Source organism: Caulobacter sp. X (assembly GCF_002742635.1).
Classification (GTDB): Bacteria; Pseudomonadota; Alphaproteobacteria; order Caulobacterales; family Caulobacteraceae; genus Caulobacter.
In genome coordinates this window covers 830,944-848,203 of sequence record NZ_PEGF01000002.1, presented here as the reverse complement: position 1 = coordinate 848,203, position 17,260 = coordinate 830,944, and the positions used below count along the sequence as shown (strand labels likewise).

The window sequence follows — 17,260 nt, the reverse complement described above, 5'->3', positions numbered from 1 at the left end:
TACGCCTGATCGAGGGCGGCGTTGTCCGCCCGTCCGCGACGGCCCGCCTTGAGGCGGGTCAAGGATTGACGGCGGCGCGCGCCGGGCCCACCTGAAGAGCGAAGTCTGGAGGGCTTGCCCATGGCTCAGGTGACGGTCTGGTTCGACGGCGCGTGCCCGCTGTGCATCCGCGAGATCGCCCTGATGCGCCGGCTGGATCGCCGAGGCGCGATCAGCTTCATCGATGTGGCCAAAGATGATGGGGAGGACGCCAGCTGCCCGATCGACCGCGCCGACCTGCTGGCCAAGTTCCACGCCCGCGAGAACGGCCAGCTCCTGTCCGGCGCGGCGGCCTTCGCGGCCATGTGGCGGGCCATCCCGGCGCTGCGGCCGTTCGGCCTGCTGGCACGCCGCCCCTGGGCGCTGAAGGCGCTGGATGCGCTCTATCGGCGTTTCCTGAGGGTGCGGCCGAGGCTGCAGCGGTGGGTGACGCGGATGGAGAGGGGGCGGTAGGGCCTGCGCCCCTCCCCCTGCCTTCCTAGGCCTTGCGCATAGGACCCATTGTCCCGCGACCGCTGAAATCGACGAGCGCCGCGGGCCTCTCAGCTTCGCCTTTCTCCAAGCGCGGAGCCCGCCGCCAGAATGGGTCCTGGGCACAAGGCCCAGGAAGGCTGCTTATTGATCTGAACGGCGGATCGAAGACCCCCTACTCCGCAGGCTCCATCGGGGTCGGGTCGCCGTCGTGCGAGATCAGCACCGCCAGCCAGCGCAGGTCGTCATACTGGGCCAGGGCGTACATCAGAGCCAGGGTCAGGGGGATGGCCAGGAACGCGCCCGGCACGCCCCAAAGCACCGTCCACATGCCGACCGCGATCAGGCTGGCGGCCGGGTCGATGTTCTGGCTGTCAGCCTGCATCTTGGGCAAAACGAGGTTGCCGACGATCGACGAGACGACCTGGATGCCGACGAACACGATGATCGCGGGCGTCAGGCTGGGGAACTGCAGCAGGGCGAACAGGGTCGGGCCGACGCTGCCGGCCAGCACGCCCAGCACCGGCAGATAGGCGAACAGGAAGATCACCAGACCCCAGAACAGGGCGTTGTCCAGGCCCACCGCCATCATGACCGCCCAGGACCCGATGGCGATCATCAGGCCGGTGATCGACTGGACGTACATGTAGCTCTCGACGCCCGAGAAGCTGTGCTCCAGCACGGTCGCCAGGCCGCGGCCGCCGCGCGAGGCGACGATGGACTCCACCCGCTTCTCGATCATCGGCTTGGAGGCCAGCAGGAAGAACAGGAAGATCAGGGTCAGGCCCAGGCCCGCCGAGGCGTCCTGGACGCTGCCCAGCAGTCGGTCGGCCACCGGCCCCAGCTCGACCTTCTGGGCCAGGGCCTCCAGGCTCAGCCGCCCGCCCGGAGCGGGAACCATCGCCAGCAGCTGGTCGATCCGCGCCAGCATGGCCGGCATCTTGTCGACGATCCGCGAAGCCCCCTCGACCACCACCGCCATGCTGGCGACGATGATCCCGCCGACGATCACGGCGGTGATGGCGAACACCATCCAGCGCCGCGCCTTGGGCAGCAGGCGCACGATCCGCTCGCTCAGCGCCATGATCAGGATGGCCAGCACCAGCGCCAGGGTGAACGGCCACAGCACCGCGCGGAACACATACAGCAGGGCCGAGGCCGCGGCGAAGTTCACGAGGAACGATGTGCCGGTCTTGGTCATGCGGTCTCCGGGAGGGCTGTGCTCACGGGCGATACCACTTCCCTAGCGGTAAGCGCTACCATTGAGGGGCTGGCGGATCGTCGCGCCCTCGACGGTTTCAGCCCTGGCGGAGCGCGTCCTGGAGCTCGCCCTCGTCACGTGAACCGTCCCTTTCGCGCTTCTCCCGCTCTTCCTTCTTGGCCTGGTCATGGTGCCACTTGATGGAGAAGAACATCCCGACGCCAAGCACCAGGATCTTGAACGGGAAGAAGACGAACGGAAACCAGTCTGCCCAGGTCAAAACGGCGCTCCAGGACGGCGTCGAAGGCGACGCCCGTCATTCGTTGTGCTGGGGCTTCTACCGCCTTCGTCCTCTTGGGGGTGCTGGACAAACTGTCCAAGCGCGGCGCCGCGCGCTCCCCCTACCGCCAGGCGTAGTTGAAGCTGACGCTGATGCGCTGCTCGTCGGCCTGGTTGGGGGTCACCTCGTGGCGCAGCCAGCTCTCCCACATCAGGATCGTCCCCGGCGCCGGCTGGACGTAGACGAACGGCTGCAGGCTCTCGGGCGCGTCGGCCAGGCGGTTGGGCGCGGCCATCATCATCGGCAGGCGCGGATCCTCGAACTTCAGGGCCGAGGCGCCCGGCGGGATGGTGACGTAGATCGTGCCGGAGATGACGCTGTGCGGATGAATGTGGCCGGTGTGCTGGCCGCCCGGCTCCAGGATGTTGATCCAGAAGCTGTCCATCACCAGCTTGCCCGCGCCCAGGTCGAAGCACAGCTCCTTGGCGAAGGCCGCCGCGTGCTTGTCGAGCTTCTTCTTCAGCTCGGCGAACAGGCTGTCGCGCTGCGGCAGGTCGTTCAGCGAGGCGTAGGACGTGTAGCCCAGATAGCCCTTGTTATAGGCCCAGGCCTGACCGGCCTCGTCCTCCTCGGCGATGGCGACGCAGGCGTCGTGCAGGTCGTCGATGAAGGCCTCGAAGCCCTTCTCGCCCGCGAGACTGGCTTGATAGATCGGGGTGGCGAAGAGGCTGCGCGTGGTCATGGGGGCGGGGTAGTCACGACGATCGCGGCTGTCAAATACACTTTATACTTGCTGAAGAACATAGGCGATGCAAAGGTAGAATAACCGCGTTCTTCCAAAGGGGACAGGAATGCGATTGATCACCCTTGTCCTTGTTACAGCCGCGGTCGGACTTGCCGGCTGCCAGTCTTTCGAGGGCTATCCCGCGCCCCTTGAGACGCCGAAGGCGGCGCTGGAGTTGGTGAGGGCCGACACGCAACCGGCGGCCGTGACGGACTACGCCGCCATCACCGATCAAGCTGCTCGCCGAAGCAAGCGCGACCAGATCGTTCGCGCGCGCCTCTATGCGATTGACATCACCTATGACGACTTCGTCCGAGGACTGAGCGTACAGCAGAAAGCGTTCGCTCTTGGCTCGGACGTGGCGGCGGCGGGGCTGACAGGCGCGGCCACCTTGGCCAAGAGCGCCGCGACCAAGACCCATCTCACCACCTACGCCGGCGCCGTACTGGGGCTGCGGGCGACGGTCGACAAGGAGCTCTACTACAGTAAGACGCTGCCAGCGGTGGTCAGCCAGATGGACGCCTCGCGCAAGACCGTTCTGGCCAAGATAGAGGAAGGCTTGTCGCGGCCTGACGCCGACTATCCGCTGGTCGCCGCCCTGGCCGACCTGCAGGACTACTACGTCGCCGGCACGCTGAATGGCGCTCTGAACCAGATCTCCAAGGACGCCGGCGTCAAGGACGCCGCCGCGGAGCAGCGCATCGCCAAGGTGACGACGCTGAAATCGACCTATGACGACGCCGCGCGCAAACTGATCCGGTACTGGCAGCCAGACGGGACCACGCCCGATCCGGGCCATCAGGCGATCCTGGTCGCCTGCATGCCCAAGCAGGACGGCGTCGCAGCCCCCACCGTTCGAGACATGGGGCGCGTGGTGGACGCCGGCTCCCCCGAGCAGAAGGCGGCGCTGGCCGAGTGCGTCAAGACCAAGGACCCTTCATTCAACTAGGGAGGCAGGGATGACCGACCAGACCCCCGCCGCGACAGGCGGCCAGGACACCCCGACCAAAAGTTATACCCGCGATGTCTATACCGGCGTCACGGCGGCGCAGCTCGTGGGCATGAAACAGCGGCGGCTGGCCGAGGGGGCGATCGAGGTCAAGATCGAGCCTGACGGGCAAGGGACTTTCACCGTCACCGCCACCTATCCGGCCTAACGGCGTCGGCTTTTCGCGCGTCAAGCATGCGCGCGGCGAGCCGATCTCTCGCGTTCAGACAGGTCATCGCTGCTGACAGTCTCGCGCACAGTCCCGTCGCCGCCTCCGCCGGACTCGCCTATATGTCAGGCGTGACCGATACGACGACCGACACCCCCTCTTCCCCCCGCCTGACCGGCGCCGCCCTGATCAAGGACGAGGTCACGCGCCTGCCCGACGCGCCCGGCGTCTATCGTATGATCGGCGAGGCCGACGAGGTCCTGTACGTCGGCAAGGCCAAGAGCCTGAAGAAGCGGGTGATCCAGTACGCGCAAGGCCGATTCCACACCAATCGCATCGCCCACATGGTCGACGCGACGCGGGCCATGGAGTTCGTCACCACCCGCACCGAAGCCGACGCCCTGCTGCTCGAGATCAACCTGATCAAGTCGCTGAAGCCGCGCTTCAACGTGCTGCTGCGCGACGACAAGAGCTTTCCCGAGATCGTCATCCGTCGCGACCACGACGCGCCCCAACTGCGCAAGCACCGCGGCGCCCACACGATCAAGGGCGACTATTTCGGGCCGTTCGCCAGCGCCTGGGCGGTGAACCGCACGCTGAACACCCTGCAGAAAGCGTTTCTTCTCCGCTCGTGCAGCGACAGCGTCTACGAGACGCGCGACCGGCCCTGCATGCTGCACCAGATCAAGCGCTGCGCCGCCCCCTGCACCGGCCTGATCGGCAAGGACGACTATCAGGCCCTGGTCGACCAGGCCGAGGCCTTCCTGCGGGGCAAGTCCCGCGCGGTCATCGCCTCGATGGCCAAGCAGATGGAAGAGGCGGCCGAGGATCTGGAGTTCGAGCGCGCCGCGCGCCTGCGCGACCGGATCCGCGCCCTGTCGGCCGTCGCCCAGGAGACCCAGATCAACCCCGAGACCGTGGAGGAGGCCGACGTCGTCGCCCTGCACGTCGAGGGCGGCCAGGCCTGCGTGCAGGTGTTCTTCTTCCGGGCCGGCCAGAACTGGGGCAACCGCGCCTACTTCCCCCGCATCACCGGCGCCGCCGACGAGTCCGAGGAAGAAGGCGTCACCGAGGAGCAGCGGATCATCACCGCCTTCCTCGGCCAATTCTACGACGACAAGCCGATCCCGCGCCTGATCCTGACCAATGTCCAGCCGGCCGAGGCCGACCTCCTCTCCGAGGCCTTCGCCCTGAAGAGCGGCCGCAAGGTCGAAATCAGCGTCCCCAAGCGCGGCGAGAAGGCCGACCTGGTCGGTCACGCCCTGACCAACGCCAAGGAGGCGCTGGGCCGCAAGATGGCCGAGAGCGGCGCCCAGACCAAGCTGCTGGCCGGCGTCGCCGAGGCCTTCAAGCTGGACGCCCCGCCCGAGCGGATCGAGGTCTACGACAACAGCCACATCCAGGGCACGAACGCCGTGGGCGGCATGATCGTGGCGGGCCCCGAAGGCTTCATGAAGGGCCAGTACCGCAAGTTCAACATCAAGAGCACCGAGCTCACACCCGGCGACGACTACGGCATGATGAAGGAGGTGCTGCGCCGCCGCTTCGCCCGCCTGGTCAAGGAGGAGGAGGAAGGCGACGACGCCAACCGCCCCGACCTCGTCCTGGTCGACGGCGGCAAGGGCCAGCTGGACGCGGCGCTGGAGATCATGGCCGACCTCGGCGTCGACGACATCGCCGTCGTGGGCGTCGCCAAGGGCCCGGACCGCGACGCGGGGCTGGAGCGCTTCTTCCTGCCCGGCCAGCCGCCCTTCATGCTCGAGCCCAAGTCGCCGGTGCTCTACTACCTGCAGCGCCTGCGCGACGAAGCCCACCGCTTCGCCATCGGCGCCCACCGCACGCGCCGCAGCATGGACCTGAAGAAGAACCCCCTCGACGAGATCGAAGGCGTCGGCCCGGGGCGGAAGAAGGCCCTGCTGCACGCGTTCGGGTCCGCCAAGGGCGTCGGCCGGGCGAGCGTGGAGGACCTGGTCAAGGTCGAGGGCGTCAGCCAGGCCCTGGCCGAACGGATCCACGGGTTCTTCCGGAAGGGGTGAGGGGCGGGCGGATAGCGCCCCCTCCGTCTCGCCGCGATCTGAGCTTCGCCCCCTACCCCAGATCCCAGGCCGGCGCGGCCGCCTGCGCGCTGGCGCCGGCGGTGATGGCGCCGACGACGTAGTCCTCGAGCGCGGCGTAGTACTTGCCGACGTGGAAGCTGGTTCCGACGCTGAGGACATAGCCGGCCATGGCGGCCTTGGCGCCCAGGTCGTCGCCGCCCAGGGCGCGGAAATAGGCCTCCTGGCTCTGAATGTAGCGAAGGGCCGCGGCGACATCGACGCCGGCGCTCTGGGCTTCGGTCGCGCCGATGATCTCGCCATAGGCCTTGGTCACCGCCTCGGCGAAGGTCAGGCCGCCGTACTGGGTCTGGAACCCGGCCCGCCCCTCGCCGACCTTGCCCAGATTGACCGCGAAGTTGATGTAGCGGTTCTCGGCCGTGAACCGGGCGTAGTAGCCGTCGGTCAGGTCGTTGGGGTTGTCGGCGGAGTCGATCAGCCAGGTCATGCCGGCGTCGGTCGGCGCTGCGCCGGTGAAGAACTTGTAGGCGTCGTGGGCCACGCCCGTGGTCGGGGCCACGGCCAGGGTCAGGCGCTGCTCGAACACCGCCTGGGTGATCAGTCCGGCCTTGAACTGGACGATGGCGCTGTTGATGTCCGCCTGCACCCGGGCCGCGGTGCTCTCGGCGACCGAGCCATCGGGCAGGGTGACCGTCAGGCTGGCGGTCTTGGTCGAGCCGGGCGTGATGCCCAGGTTGTCCAAGGCCAGAGCGACGAAGGCCACGGCCGGCCGGTCGGCCACGTCGACCAGGGTGGGCGGACGCGGCTCCGGCTGGGGCTCGGGTTCCGGCTCGGGCTCGGGGGTCAGGGCGCCGGCCGCGATCGTCACCGTATGGGTCGCGGTCGCGCCGACATTGCCCGCCGCGTCCGTCGCCGTGACCGCGATGGTCTTGGTCCCCGCGCCCAGGGCGTCGATCTCGGCCTGGGTAACCGCGTAGGTCCAGGTGGTCCCGCTGACGCTGGCGGTCTTGGCGACGCCGCCGATCGTCAGGGCGATGGTCGCGCCGGCCTCGATCGTTCCCGACAGAGCCAGGCCCGAGACCTCGCCGGCGCCGATCGTGTCGTCGCCCGCGACGGTCGCGATGGTCGGCGCGGCCGGGGCGGTGTTGTCGATCGTGAAGCTCTGACCCGTGGCGAAGCCCGCGCCGATCGGATTGCTCAAGCCGTTGACGATGCCCGTGCCCGAGCCCTTGAGATCCAGGCGCAAGGTCCCGTCGCCGGTCACCGAGCCGACGCTGACGGTGTAGGTCGTTCCCGAACCGGTGACGCCGGTGATGGCGCCGCCGGCGGTTCCGGTCGTGGTCAGGACGAAGTCGCTGGCGTCGACGCCGGTGACCGCCTCGCTGAAGGTGACGGTGAAGGCTTGGGTCGCCGCCTTGCTGACGGCCGCGCCCACGCGCGCGATCGACTGCGCGGCGGGGCCGACGCCGTTGACCTTGACGCCCGCCAGGCCCGAGACGCTGAGACCGGTCAGGGGCGCGGCGTTGCCGGCGGCGTCCGTCAGGGTCCCGCCGTTCAGGGCGATCGAAGATCCGAGGCTGACGCCGTCCGCGTCGGCGTTCCCAGCCTGCACCCTGTAGCGGAACACCAGGGCGCTGGTCCCCGAGCCGCTGACATAGGTGGCGTCCACCGTCCCGCCCGTATCCAGGGTCAGGGCCAGCTTCGGCGTCCCGGTGACGGTGACCGCCTCGCTGAAATTGACCGTGAAGTTCAGCGCGTCGCCGACCTTGTAGGTCCCCGCCGCCGGGCCCGAGGCCGAGACCAGGGTCGGGGCGACGCCATCGACCAGTACGCCCGCGGTCGCGCCCAGGCCATTGAGCACCAGGTTAGCCGCGTTGCCGACAGCATCCTGTACGGTTCCGCCGTTCAGCGACAGGCTGCCGACCGTGACGCCGTCGAGATCGGTGTCGCCATCCTGGATCGTGTACCGGAAGACGACGCCGCTCCCCCCCGAGCCGCTCTGGTACTCGGCGTAGCGGGTGACCCCTCCGACCATCAGGGCTATGCGCGGAGAGCCCGTGATGGTCACCGCCTCGTTGAAGTTGACGGTGAAATCGAGATGGTCTCCGACCACATAGACGCGATCGGCCGGAGGCAAGACCGAGGCGACCGTGGGGGCGAGGTTGTCGATGGTGACGGCCTGGCCGCTGAAGCCGCTGCCGTTCACGTTGCCGGCCGCGTCCATGAGGCCGCCGGCGTTCAGGTTCAGCCGCAAGGTCCCGTCGCCGCTGACCGACCCGACGTTGACCGTATAGGTCGCGCCCGAGCCCGTGACGCTGGTGATCGTCCCGTTGGCCGTACCGGTCGTGGCCAGGACGAAGTCGCCGACGTCGAGGCCGACCACCGCCTCGCTGAAGGTCACGGTGAACGACTGGGTCGTCGCCTTGCTGAGCGCCGCGCCGACGCGGGCGATCGACTGGACCGACGGCGCCACGCCATCGACCGTGACGCTCGACAGGCCCGAGGCGCTCAGGCCGGTCAGGGTGGCGTCATTGCCGGCGGCGTCCTTCAGCGTCCCGCCGTTCAGGGCGATCGAAGAGCCCAGCGTCACGCCATCGGCGTCGGCGGCGCCGGCCTGGACGGTGTAGCGGAACACGAGAGCGCTGGTCCCCGAGCCGCTGACATAGGTCGCATCGACGGTCCCGCCGGTGTCCAGCGTCAGGGCCAGCTTCGGCGTCCCGGTGACGGTGACCGCCTCGCTGAAGTTGACCGTGAAGTTCAGCGCGTCGCCGGCCTTGTAGGTCGCCGCCGCCGGCCCCGTGGCCGAGACCAGGGTCGGGGCGACGCCATCGACCAGCACCGAAGAGGTCGCGCCAACGCTGTTCAGGGTCAGGGCTGCGCTGTTGCCCGCGGTGTCCTTCAGCGTCCCGCTGTTCAGGTTCAGAGAGCCGATCGCAATCCCGTCGGCGTCCCTCTCGCCGCTCTGGACGTTGTAGCGGAACACCAGGGCCGAGGTCCCCGAGCCGCTGACATAGTTGGCCTGGCGGACGGTCGAGCCCACGGTAACGGCCAGCTGCGGCGTCCCCGTGACGGTGACGGCCTCGTCGAAATTGACCGTGAAGGTCAGCGCATCGCCCGCCTTGTAGGCGGCGTTCGTCGGGACCGAGACCGAGGTTACGACCGGGGCGACGCCATCGACACGCACATTGCTGCCCGAACTGACATAGTTCAGAGTCAGGTTGGCGGCGTTGCCGGCCGCGTCCTTCAGCGTCGCGTTGTCGTTCGACAGCATGCCAACGCTGACCCCGTTGGCGCTGTCGCCGCTTTGGACGGTGTAGCGGAAGACGAGCTCCGTGCTTCCCGATCCGCTGACATAACCGACCTGCTGAACCATCGAGCCGATCGCCACGGAAAGCGTCGGCGTCCCCGTGACGACGACCGCCTCGTTGAAACCGACCGTGAAGTCCAGCGTGTCGCCGGATTTGTAGGTCGTGGAATACGGCGTCGAGACCCACGACACGACAGGGCCCGCCCCATCGACCGTCACCCGCGTCATGGACGCCACGTTGTTGAGGGTCAGGCTGGCGTCGTGGCCGCCGGCGTCCTGCAGCGTCCCGCCGTTCAGGCTCAGCGCATTGACCGACAGCCCGTCGGTGTCGAGATCGTCGCTCTGGACGACATAGGTGAAATCGAGCGTGCCGCTTCCCGACCCGCTGGCGTAGTTGGCGTAGCGAGTGGTCGAACCGATGGTCAGCGCCAGCTGCGGCGCGCCGGTGACGGTGACCGCCTCATGGAAGTTGACGGTGAAGTGGATGACGGCGCCAGCCGCGTTCTGGCCAGCGGGCGATGTCACCGACATCACCTGCGGGCCGGCGGAGTCGGGGATGTAGCGGATCGTGTTCCCGCTGATCACCAGTTCGGAGGGAAGGTAGCTTTCTTCGAAATAGATGCTCATGTCCGCGCCGGGCGTCGCGTCCAGCCCGACGTACAGCATGGTGGTGACGCCGTTCGTCGAATGGGAGACCTGGCCGGTGGTCAGGCCGCTATTGCTCTGAAGGAGGATCCCGCCCGCCACGACATCGCGCAGCTTGATCACGTCGCCTTGTTCGAGATCGAAGATGTCCTTGCTTCCGCCCGCCCCGTCGGAGAAGTCGAAGGTGTCGTTTCCAGCCCCGCCTAACAGGGAATCGTTCCCCCCGCCGGGCTTCAGGACGTCGTCGCCGCCGCCGCCGCGCAGCAGGTTGCTGGACGCGTTGCCGATGATGGTGTCGTTGCCCGACCCGCCAGTGGCGTTCTCGATCACTGTGCCGCTGAGGGGCAGGACGATATTGCCCGGCGGCTTCACCGACGGATTGCCGGTGTCCAGCACGGCGTACTGGCGGCCCAGGTCCGTCCAGCCGCCCGGCCGCAGGTCGATGGTCAGGTTGTTCGAATAGGCCGCGAAATCGAGGATGTCTTCGCCGCCGACGTCAATCAACGGCCGAAGGGTCAAACCGTCATTGGGACCGAAATAGTAGATCGTATCGCCGCTCGAGCCGCCATTCTGGCCATAGAGGTACTGGATCGCGGCGATGTCGTTCGCCATCGGCTGCTTCGGATAGCTGCCCGAGGCGACCGTGCCGAGACCCGCGCCCGAATGGCTGAATTGGCTCATCACCGAGTCGTAGACGTAGACGGCGTCCGAGGACGGAAAGCCGCCAGCGCTGGCGCTGGGCGCCTTGAGCCCCAGGGCCGCGCCGATCACCTGAAGCGCCGCGAAATAGCCGAAGGTCCCCGGAGACGAAAGATCGCCGCTGCTCACGCCAGCGCCCAGCTGGATGTCGCCCGCCCGCTCTGAATTCTCGAGAACCCCGGCAATCTGGGCGGTGGGGTTGCTGGACGACCGATACCAATAGATCGAGATGTCCGCCGTCTTCGGGTCGGACACTTCGCTGAAAGTCAGTCCGCTGACCTCGGCCCAGCGCGACAGGACGGCGGTGAACGCCGTCTTTTCGCTCGCAGACAGCCCCGCGAAATCCGTGGCGCTCACCGCATAGCCGAGGTCCGTCGAGACGGCCGGGAACGCGATCGTCAGATTGGCGCTGCTCCACTTCTGACCAGAGAGCAGTTGATCGATCGCGCTCGTCCCGCTCTGTGAAACCGTGATCGCGCTCATTGGGGACTCCGCTCGTCGCAACTCTACTTTTGGGAGACCTCGTCAGAATCCAGCCGCGCGGAGTCAATCGCCCCCGCCCGCCGGGACGCGACTCTGAGACGCTGGGTGCGTTTTCTGAGACGCCTTGTCACAAGGCGCGTCGCGCCGCGTCGGCGGCGGCTTGACCGCGCCCGGCCGACGTGGATAGCTCGCTGCAACCTTAGATCGCGGAGCGTCCATGCGCGGTGTGTTGTTCGCGGCCCTGGCCGCTCTGTCGTCGCTCGCGGGCGTCGCCCACGCCGCCACCCTCCCCCCGCCAGAGGACCCTGGCGCGACCACCCGCGTGGTCAGCTTCGCGCCGCCGCCCGCGACGGTGACCTGCGTCGGCGGGACGGCGCGGCTGGTCGAGGGCGCCCCGCTGCCGCCCAAGACCTGGCGCGTGTGGTCGCCGCCGCCGGTTCCCCTGCTCGACTATGCTCCGCCCAAGCCGCCGACCAGCCAGGTGTTCACCTTCTCGGTCAACGCCGAGGGGCGGGTGACCGACCTGAAGGGCGGGGCCGCCAGCTACTGGGGGACCGAGGATCAGACCGCGATCATCGCCAGCTGGCGTTTCGCGCCGGGCGCGCCGCGCAGTGGCTGCTCGGTGGACGCCGCGCCGACCTATGTCCCGCTGGCCGAGGCCTCGCCGGCCAAGCTGTTCGAGATCGCCGCCGTCGAGGGCCGCAACGCCGCGCCGGTCGTCTATCAGGCGCTGAACGCAACGGGCGACTGCTACAAGGGCGTCCGGCGGCGGCCGGCGACCTGGGTCTATCCGGACCTGCGCCCCTTCGACGACAAGAGCGTCGATCCCGCCTGGGCCGCCCTCACCTTCGACATCGACGAAAAGGGCGCGGTCCGGAACGTCAAGACGGCCGTCCAACATGGCGATCCGGCGCTGGCCAAGGCGACGGCGGAGGCCACCGCCAAGAGCCGGTTCCTGCCCGGGCCGGCGCGCACCGGCTGCCGCACCTTCGTCAAGGCCCGTCCCGCGATCAGCGCGCCGCCGGCCCGCCCCGAGAACGGCGCTTTCGATCGCCCCGAGGATGCGTGCGACATCACCCGCGAGCAGATGAACCTGCCCTCGCCGATGAGCTATCCGCCGGCCTTCAGCAGCCGCCGGGTCGGCGGCTGGGCGATCGTCCGCTTCGACGTGGCGCCGTGGGGCCAGATCGGCGCGGTCGAGGTGCTGGCCTCGCAACCCACCCCGGCCTTCGGCAACGCCGCCCATATGCTGGTGAACTCGGCTCGCCCCAAGCCGCGCCCCACCGGCTATCACGGCTGTATCGTGCCGATCATCTATCAGATCCCGCCGGACTCCGACGAGCCGTCCTGACCCCCTCGCCCCGCGCGCGCAACACCGCTAAACCATCGGCATGGTTTCCGCGCCCACCGCCGTCCAGGCCGCCGCTATCGTCCCGCCCCGCTCGCGCGCGGGCAAGCGACTGTCGATCGTCGCCCCGTGCTTCAACGAGCAGGCGGTGCTGGACCTGTTCTTTGAACGGATCGAGGACGAGCTGGCCAAGATCGGCCTCGACTACGAGATCGTCTGCGTCAACGACGGCAGCCGCGACCACACCCTGGCGGTGCTGCTGCGGCACCATCAGCGCAACCCGCGCATCAAGGTCATCAACCTGGCCCGCAACTTCGGCAAGGAGACGGCGATGTCGGCGGGGCTGGACGCCACCGCCGGCGACATGGTGGTGCCGATCGACGTCGACCTGCAGGACCCGCCCGAGCTGATCGGCCGCTTCGTCGAGGCCTGGGAGGCCGGCGCCGACGTCGCCTATGGCGTCAGGGTCGACCGCAGCGCGGACTCGCCGCTGAAGCGCCTCACGGCCCAGGGCTTCTACCGCGCCTTCAACCGGCTGTCGGACGTGGATCTGCCCTACAACGCCGGCGATTTCCGGCTCATGGACAAGCGCGTGGTCGAGGTGCTGCGCCAGCTGCCCGAGCGCAACCGCTTCATGAAGGGCCTGTTCGCCTGGGTCGGCTTCCGGCAGGAGGCCATCCCCTACGCCCGCCCCGAGCGCGCGGCCGGGACCAGCTCGTGGCGGTACTGGAAGCTCTGGAACTTCGCCCTGGACGGGATCACCTCGTTCAGCACCGCGCCGATCCGGGTGTGGAGCTATGTCGGCGTCGCGGCGGGCGTGCTGGCGGTGCTGGCGGCGGCGGGCCTGGTGGTCCGCACCCTGCTGTGGGGCCGCGACGTGCCCGGCTATCCGTCGCTGATGGTGGTGATCCTGATGAGCTTCGGCCTGCAGATGCTGGCGATCGGCTCGCTGGGCGAATACGTCGCCCGCATCTATCAGGAGGTGAAGGGCCGGCCGCTGTACGTGGTCATGGACCGCTACGGCTTCGAGGCGCCCAAGCCTTCGCAAGAGGACGCGCCGGCTTGACCCTCCTGACGCCGGCGCGGCGCGAGTTCCTGCTCTCGGCCCTGCGCTATGGCCTGGCCGGCGTGATCAACACCCTGGTCGGCTTCTCGATCATCGTGGCCCTGGACGTGGGCCTGCATCTGTCCGCGCACCTGGCCAACGCCATCGGCTACGCGGTCGGGATCTGCGTCAGCTTCGCCCTGAGCAAGCTGTTCGTGTTCCGCGCCCGCCGCGCCGCCCGCTCGGCGCCCGCCCGCTACGTCGTGGCGGTGGCCGGCGCCTTCGCCCTGAACCAGGGCGTCCTGACCCTGGCCAAGGCGGCGCTGCCGCATGGCGACCTCTGGAGCGTGGCGGCGCAAGGCGCGGCGGCGGTCAGCTACACCGCGGCCCTGTTCCTGCTGAGCCACTTCTGGGTCTTCGCCCACGTTGCGGAGGACGGGGCGCGGGCCCCTACTGCACGATCCTGATCTCCTGCACCCCGATGCCCAGCACGCGCGGATCGTTCTTGGACGCGCGGGCGTCGGGCAGGTCGAACATGAAGCGCACCGGCTGGCCCGGCTTGACCGCCCCGTTCGGGACCTTGAAGCGGTAGGTGTAGAAGTTGCCGGTGTCGATGTTCTGGACATCGACGCGCTGGCCTTCGGCGTACAGGGTCACCCGCTGCGGCCGCACCGGCTCGTCCGAGAAGCCGATCGCGACGATGTCGACGAAGAAGCCGTTCGGGCCGATGGTCTTGGGCGCATCCAGGGTGAACAGGGCCTTGGGCCCCAGGGTCCACAGCCCCTTGCCGCCGGGATCGAGGTCGGCCCAGCCCGAGGTCAGGGCCGGCGACTTCGGCGTCTGGTCCAGGCGGATGGAGAGCAGCGGCGGACGCTCGGTCGCCAGCTCGCCGGGCAGGACGGGCGCCAGGCCCGAGATGCCGGCCAGGTCGCGCCCGCAGACCACGCCGCGCTTGAAGCGGTAGCAGTCGGTGCGCTGGGCGATCGGCTGCAGGTCGCCGCCCTCCAGCTTGCCGTTGGCCATCACGATGGTCATGCGCCGGTCGCCGGGCGCGGCGTCCAGGGTCAGGTCGGGCGGCACGACCTCGCACGGCGCGTCGTTGCTGCGCGCGGTGGCGAAGGTGTTCGAGGTCCCGCCCGTGCGCACGGCGATCAGGGCCATCTGGCTGATCACGCGCTCGTCCAGCGGGTTGGGGCTGCAGAAATAGGTGGGGCGGAACACCCAGGGGCGGCCGCGGATGGCCGGGCTATTGGCGAAGGCGACCGGCATCTCCAGGGTGTCGGGCCCAGCGAAGACGGAGCGCACGCCCTGGCGCAGCGGGCTTGAGTCATAGGCCTGGATCGCCAGAGCCGCCGCCAGCAGGCCAAGGCCCGCGCGGCGCGGCAGGCGGCTGGCCCAGGCGATCCCCAGGGCCATCAGCAGGTAACCCGGCGCCCAGAAGAAGCGGCCGTGGGCGCGGTAGCCGCCGACGATCTCGGCGACCTTGCCGCTGGGCTTGGGGATGTCGAACAGGTGGGTCGGACCGGCATAGACCACCCAGCCAATGGCCCACAGCGTCAGGGCCAGCATCGACAGAGCCAGCGGCGTCCACCGCGCGAAAGCGCCCGCCTCGGGACGTCGCCCGCGCAGCGCGCCCCAGATCAACGTCGCCAGCATGGCGGCGACCAGCAGCAGCGGCCCCACGCCCATGAACTGGAAGCCCTCGAAATACTGGCCGCCGTTGGGATCCAGGGTCCCGCGATACCAGCCGCCGGTCCAGTATTGGCCGAAGACGTTGGAGGCCTGCGGCCAGACGGGGCCCAGCACGTTCATCGAATAGAGGCCGATGGCCGCCGCGCCGCCGGTCGGGCCCGAGCCCTCGCCATAGCCCAGGAACAGGGCCGGCAGGCCGACCGAGGCCAGCACGGCGACGGCCGCCAGCGGGACGCGCGTCCAGGCGCCGCCGCGACGCTGCAGCAGCTCGGCCAGCAGGGCCGCGCCGAAGCAGGCCGCGATCGGGACCAGGTGATAGGCGTGGACGCCCGTCGCCAGGGCGGCCAAGGCCGCGAAGCCCCCCACCCGCTTCCAGGTCAAGCCCAGGCGCGCCGACGACACCGTCAGGGCCAGGGAGAACAGGATCAGCCAGTGGCCGCACAGGGCGATGTGGCCGAACTGCCGGGCGATCCAGGTCGGGAACAGCAGGGCCATCAGACCGCCGATCGCCAGCGGGACCTTGTCCTTGACGCCCAGCGACCGCAGCAAGGCGACCATGCTCCAGGCCTGCAGCGGGTAGGAGAGCATCAGGAAGACGCCCAACGGGTTGAAGTACGGCCCCAGGCCCGAGGCCTTCAGCAGGATCGACAGCCAGGGGATGCTGTCGCTGAACACGATCGAGAACGGCTTGGGCAGCAGGCCCGAGACCATGGTGATCGGCCAGCTCCAAGGCTGGCGGACATAGGCCTCGTAGGCCGCCGTCATGGCGATCATGTCGTTCTTGGGCCGCACCCAGAACTTCGCCGAGGCCAGCGGGATGTCGAAGCCGAACATGAAGCCGCACAGCAGGATCGGGACGATCGTGACCACGGCGGCGAACAGGACCTGATCGCGGGACAAGGACTTCGGCGAACGCATGGATTCCCTCGGAGGACAGGGCGCTTGCATAGCATCCGGGGCGACCGTGAACACCCCGCCCGCGCGGCCGGAGGTTGCGGCGCCGCTTGACCGCGCCCAGATGCGGCGCATGACCGAGCTTCAAACCACGCTGATCCTGACCGCCGTCGCGGCCCTGCTCGTTCCGCTCGGGGTGCGGATCATCTCCCTCGGCAAGCGGGCGCGGCGGGCCATGGCGCCGATGGCCGGCATGACGCTGCTGTTGGGCGCCTTCTTCACCGCCGATCCGCCGCCGCCCCCGCCGGCGGAGACCGCGACGCCCAGGCTCGACGAGGATGACGAGCCGAAAGACCCGAAGCGGCGCGGCGTCTAATTACGCCCGTAATTAGTTTATGCTTGTAATTCCAAAATCCTTCGCCAATCTCTCGGTCGTGGGAGGACGACGCATGGCGGTCAGGGATTTCGGAACGCGAACGATCAAGCAGCCTTTGACGCCGCTGGTGTTCTCGGCGATCGCCGTGGCCGGGACGCTGGCGGCGTTCCTGTTCACCGTGGTCGACCTGGCGCGGTTCGAGCGCGACAACGGCTTCAAACCCTCGCCCACGCCCATCCAGCGCGCGCGATACGAGCCCGTGGCCAAGGCGCAGTGGCGGCAGGTCCGGGCCCATCTGGAAGCGCGGCTGAACCAGCGCAGCCCGCTCGAGCTGGGCGCGGTGTGGGCCACGCGCGCCGGCCAAGTCTGCGGCCTGGTCAACGGTCGCGGCAGCTTCGGCGGCCTGGCCGCCATGACCCGCTTCTACACGGTGGACCAGCGGCCCGTGTTCCACCAGGACGTCGCGCACGTCGCCTTCCAGAAGGCGTGGTTCGAATGCCGCCGGGACCCGTACGTGATGCTGCACGAGGGGACGACCGAGCCCGGCTTCTGCGGCACCGAGCTGGGCAAGCGGCGGTGCTTCAAGGTGAAGAACGGGGTGCGAGTGGGGTGAGCCTCCCCCTTCTCCCCTTGCGGGAGAAGGTGTCGCTGAAAGCGACGGATGAGGGGTCACGCTAACAAAAACCGCCGCGACAGCGCTAAGGCTGTCGCGGCGGCTCTTGTCTTCAACCCCTCACCCGGCCCTAGCGGGCCACCCTCTCCCGCAAGGGGAGAGGGAAGCAGGC

14 protein-coding genes and 1 pseudogene are annotated in these 17,260 nt (G+C 68.8%); 10 read left to right on the top strand and 5 right to left on the bottom strand.

The genetic code is table 11. From position 1 onward, the window contains the following. Positions 1–120: 120 nt before the first annotated feature. The gene (locus CSW60_RS16245; protein WP_099538345.1) at positions 121–492 is read left to right on the top strand and encodes a thiol-disulfide oxidoreductase DCC family protein; all 372 of its coding nucleotides are present in this window, start codon (positions 121–123) and stop codon (positions 490–492) included. A gap of 193 nt (positions 493–685) precedes the next feature. Here the strand turns inward: CSW60_RS16245 and CSW60_RS16240 are convergent, their stop codons facing one another. The 3 genes from CSW60_RS16240 to CSW60_RS16230 form a co-directional block, all read right to left on the bottom strand. Next, positions 686–1,711 (bottom strand): AI-2E family transporter, encoded by a 1,026-nt coding sequence (locus CSW60_RS16240; protein ID WP_099538344.1) that lies wholly within the window; start codon positions 1,709–1,711, stop codon positions 686–688. 97 nt (positions 1,712–1,808) lie between these two features. Then, the gene (locus CSW60_RS16235; protein WP_099538343.1) at positions 1,809–1,991 is read right to left on the bottom strand and encodes a hypothetical protein; all 183 of its coding nucleotides are present in this window, start codon (positions 1,989–1,991) and stop codon (positions 1,809–1,811) included. Positions 1,992–2,112: 121 nt separating this feature from the next. Beyond that, a complete protein-coding gene (locus CSW60_RS16230; protein WP_099538342.1) occupies positions 2,113–2,733 on the bottom strand; it encodes a TIGR02466 family protein in 621 nt (206 codons plus the stop codon). A 109-nt stretch (positions 2,734–2,842) separates the two neighbouring features. On the opposite strand from CSW60_RS16230, the gene CSW60_RS16225 reads away from it, so the two are divergent. From CSW60_RS16225 to uvrC, 3 genes are all read left to right on the top strand, one after another. Continuing rightward, positions 2,843–3,724, top strand: coding sequence for a hypothetical protein (locus CSW60_RS16225; RefSeq protein ID WP_099538341.1), 882 nt, complete (start codon positions 2,843–2,845; stop codon positions 3,722–3,724). 10 nt (positions 3,725–3,734) lie between these two features. Continuing rightward, entirely contained in the window at positions 3,735–3,932 is a 198-nt protein-coding gene (locus CSW60_RS16220; protein WP_099538340.1) for a hypothetical protein, read from the top strand. Positions 3,933–4,054: 122 nt separating this feature from the next. After that, positions 4,055–5,968 carry an excinuclease ABC subunit UvrC gene (gene uvrC / locus CSW60_RS16215; protein ID WP_099538339.1) on the top strand — a complete coding sequence of 638 codons (1,914 nt, stop codon included), beginning with the start codon at positions 4,055–4,057 and terminating at the stop codon, positions 5,966–5,968. Between the two features lie 52 nt (positions 5,969–6,020). Here the strand turns inward: uvrC and CSW60_RS16210 are convergent, their stop codons facing one another. Next, positions 6,021–11,120 (bottom strand): Ig-like domain-containing protein, encoded by a 5,100-nt coding sequence (locus tag CSW60_RS16210; protein ID WP_099538338.1) that lies wholly within the window; start codon positions 11,118–11,120, stop codon positions 6,021–6,023. 217 nt (positions 11,121–11,337) lie between these two features. Between CSW60_RS16210 and CSW60_RS16205 the strand changes: the two genes are divergently transcribed. Genes CSW60_RS16205 through CSW60_RS16195 form a run of 3 tightly spaced genes read left to right on the top strand, consistent with a single transcriptional unit; the run spans position 11,338 to position 13,980 of the window. Beyond that, positions 11,338–12,471, top strand: a complete 1,134-nt coding sequence (locus tag CSW60_RS16205; RefSeq protein WP_099538337.1) for an energy transducer TonB — start codon at positions 11,338–11,340, stop codon at positions 12,469–12,471. 40 nt (positions 12,472–12,511) lie between these two features. Then, on the top strand, positions 12,512–13,534 hold the full coding sequence (locus CSW60_RS16200; protein ID WP_099538336.1) for a glycosyltransferase family 2 protein: 1,023 nt from the start codon (positions 12,512–12,514) through the stop codon (positions 13,532–13,534). After that, positions 13,531–13,980, top strand: coding sequence for a GtrA family protein (locus CSW60_RS16195; RefSeq protein WP_099538335.1), 450 nt, complete (start codon positions 13,531–13,533; stop codon positions 13,978–13,980). Before CSW60_RS16200 ends, CSW60_RS16195 begins: the two co-directional genes overlap by 4 nt. Here the strand turns inward: CSW60_RS16195 and CSW60_RS16190 are convergent. Continuing rightward, entirely contained in the window at positions 13,964–16,123 is a 2,160-nt protein-coding gene (locus tag CSW60_RS16190) for a DUF6311 domain-containing protein (RefSeq protein ID WP_099538334.1), read from the bottom strand. The genes CSW60_RS16195 and CSW60_RS16190 overlap by 17 nt on opposite strands. 109 nt (positions 16,124–16,232) lie before the next feature. Here CSW60_RS16190 and CSW60_RS16185 point away from each other — a divergent pair, with 109 nt between their 5' ends. From CSW60_RS16185 to CSW60_RS24410, 3 genes and pseudogenes are all read left to right on the top strand, one after another. After that, a complete protein-coding gene (locus CSW60_RS16185; protein ID WP_099539159.1) occupies positions 16,233–16,475 on the top strand; it encodes a hypothetical protein in 243 nt (80 codons plus the stop codon). A 73-nt stretch (positions 16,476–16,548) separates the two neighbouring features. After that, positions 16,549–17,088: a hypothetical protein gene (locus CSW60_RS16180; protein WP_099538333.1), complete on the top strand. Its 540-nt coding sequence runs from the start codon at positions 16,549–16,551 to the stop codon at positions 17,086–17,088. Then, positions 17,085–17,253: pseudogene (locus tag CSW60_RS24410) on the top strand (hypothetical protein); the annotation flags it as partial. The gene CSW60_RS16180 and the pseudogene CSW60_RS24410, both read left to right, overlap by 4 nt. Positions 17,254–17,260 lie beyond the last annotated feature (7 nt).